1 protein-coding gene is annotated in these 2961 nt (G+C 35.6%); it reads left to right on the forward strand.

Annotated elements, in window-relative coordinates:
- Nucleotides 1-731 precede the first annotated feature (731 nt).
- Nucleotides 732-2267: a glycosyltransferase family 39 protein gene (locus tag F6K37_RS36690; protein WP_287255902.1), complete on the forward strand. Its 1536-nt coding sequence runs from the start codon at nt 732-734 to the stop codon at nt 2265-2267.
- The last annotated feature ends 694 nt before the right edge of the window (nt 2268-2961 follow it).

The raw sequence follows: 2961 nt of genomic DNA on the forward strand, positions 1-2961 counted from the left end.
AGAACGATACGCAATCCGGGACAGGTAATGGTCCACTGCCTCTAGCAGTGCCAGTGCCTGAACCGATGTCGTCTCAGGGTCTACTGGCTCTGGGCTTTCTGGGCTTAGGATTAGTGCTGAAGAGAAGTATCGGTTCTAGTCTGTTTTAAGGCAATTAGTAGGGAATAGGGAGTCTTGATGCAGTAGGTATATCAAGACTGCATCAAGACATTAGACTTCTTGCAGAAGTCGGGAACAGGGAACAGGGAACAGGGAACAGTGGACAAGAATTGACGCAAAGCGATGCAGAGGTGCTTTTGAATAAAATAAGCTGACGGCTGACAGCACCTCAAGTAGCGTGAGCTAAAAGCTCACGGCTGAATGCTTACCTTTCGTTGCAGGGTAAACGCATCTAAATTTGTATCAAAAATTACAGTCAATAATTCAACAATAGTATAATAAATATCTAATCAACCTGTTGATTCTCAATAAGCCCAAAACATTGCTCAATTATTGGCCGTTTTACCCTTGGTCGATTTGAGAGTACTCTAGATTATGGTTGCGTACGCAATCCTCCTTTTATTTTTGTTCAAATTCAACGAATTTGAACAAAAAAAACTCCTTTAGTATGGAATTTATTCGAATTAAAAAAACTGATTTAATCACTTATTTAGGTTATATTTACTACCCAATTTATGCGTTTACCATGACTTACGTTGCTATAATATGATTCTTAATGAGGTCAGTTTATTATGCAGTTTATCATAAAAAAAATACTAGGATTATATGAAAAATTTAGTCCAATAAAAAGATGGCTTCCTATACTATTTATTCTGTTAACAGCTCTTATATTGTATCACCACCAAATAGATAGGCAAAGTCTTTGGATTGATGAGCTTTACAGCGTCAGAGATGTTAAGACAGGAAAAGGTTTTCCACCTCAAAATTTAATTCGCCCAATTTATTATCTACTTCTCAGTGTCTGGATGAAATTTGGGAATAGCGATGCTTGGTTGCGGAGTTTAGCATCATTTTTTGGCATAGGTAGTATTTTTCTAACCTACTTAATTAGCTGTCGTTTAAGCTCTAAACTAGAGGGATATATCGCTGCAATTTTACTGACTCTTTCTCCATTATTTGTCTATCATTCTCAACAGGTAAGAATGTACTCGTTAACTACATTCTCTGGTCTATTGGGTACTTTATTTATGATTCAGGTGTTGGAGCGTCCATCTAATTTTGCAATGGCTTGGTGGGCAGTATTTCGATTAATATCAATTTTAACGTTACCCTTAAATGTAACTCTAATTTTTGCAGATTTATTCCTAGTTATAATTAAGTTTCGTGGGCAATATAATGTGGTAATTAAGTTTGCCAAATGGCTCCTAATCATGTGTGTTGTTTGGTCTCCACTTTTGCTGTTAAAACTAATCCCAGCGACTAGGAATTTTTCAACTGACCCAGTACAACAAAGTCGTCCATCTCCTAATATTGTTAATTGCATCAGATTCTTGAGAGAATTTGTAGTTTTGCCACCCTTTTTAGCAGATAATGTAAACCCAGATAATAGTTTAATATGGGTCTATAGAATAATCACTTTATCCTTGATAATCTTGGTAGGTATAGCTTTAGTTACTGCACTTAGGAAAGAAAATTCCAGTAAAACGCTTTGGGTAGCAGCCTGGGGATTTCTACCTGTAATGCAAATTTTCTTAGCTTCTAATCTTTTCTTCTCAATTTGGTTAGATCGATACTTACTATTTACAGTTCCCTACTTTTTGATCCTCCTGGCATCAGCTTTAGTCAAGGTTTGGCATCGAAATACTATCATTGCCTTAATCATAATTTTCTTGTACGGTTTGGCAGTATTTAATGGTTTATCTAACTACTACAGAGCTGATTTACATCGAGATTTTCGAGGCATGGTTCACATGATTAAAACACATGAAAAAGACGATGACATTGTGGTTTGGGCTATAGAAAGTTGGATAAATACCTTACCATTATTCCACTACGATCATGGTTCTGCTGAAATTGTAGTAGCACCTAGACCACCCTCTTCAAGAACTAAACTTAAAGAAGGTAGTATGGAAGATTGGTTTGAGGAGTTACCCGCAACAAAATCGAGACTATGGCTACTGTGTAAACTGAATTCCAAGAATGAAGAAGTGTTCAATAATATAGTAACACAAATGTATCAAATTCAAGCTCATCAAAGATTTAAAGATCAAAATGGTAAGCTTAACTATCATGTATTTTTAGTATTGCCAACTCACCACCAGGGTTGAATACAGCAACAAGTTGCACTGACATCAGAAATGTGATTAGGAATAAGCAAGTCAGACTGATAATCCATGTTATTAGTGTTACCTCCATATCAGGCTATCCCTTTCTGTACTAATTTGGTTTATCCCTCTTCACATTAATTCAACTCATATAGCGTTTGTATTTGAGTTGTGAACATAGCTTGTAGGGTGGGCAAAAATATTTTGGTTCAAATGAGTCTTCTAGATAAGATAACTTTGCCCACCCTACTTTAATTGGTATTTTTTTTACATGCAAGTCCCTTATCCCTCTTCACTTTCTGTACTAATTTGGTTTATCCCTCTTCACATTAATTCAACTCATATAGCGTTTGTATTTGAGTTTTGAACATAGGATTGATGGTAAAAGTGATCCAGCGCGGTCTTGGGGAGGCGCGCACCGTCCAGTTTTTATATAGGCTTACATGCTCAAAGTTGGGTCAAATTTTGCCATAAACTTATTAATTTAAGCTGTTCGGCATTTAAATTGGTATAATAAAAATTAATAAATAACCCAATAATAGGAAATATGCCAGCAAAAAATTATCTGACAGCAAAAAACAATACTTCAAAAAGCCTTAAAAATAGAATAAAATGGAAATATTAGAGAACGTATTTTAATTTTGCTGTTGTTGAATAGTGGAAAAACACAGTTAGAAATTGCTGAAGTTTTGGGTTG

It is taken from the genome of Moorena sp. SIO4E2 (assembly GCF_010671945.1).
GTDB classification, from domain to species: domain Bacteria; phylum Cyanobacteriota; class Cyanobacteriia; order Cyanobacteriales; family Coleofasciculaceae; genus Moorena; species Moorena producens.

Excerpts from the sequence above, each read along its gene's own strand:
- F6K37_RS36690 (WP_287255902.1), top strand. The coding sequence starts at position 732 with ATGCAGTTTATCATAAAAAAAATACTAGGATTATATGAAAAATTTAGT.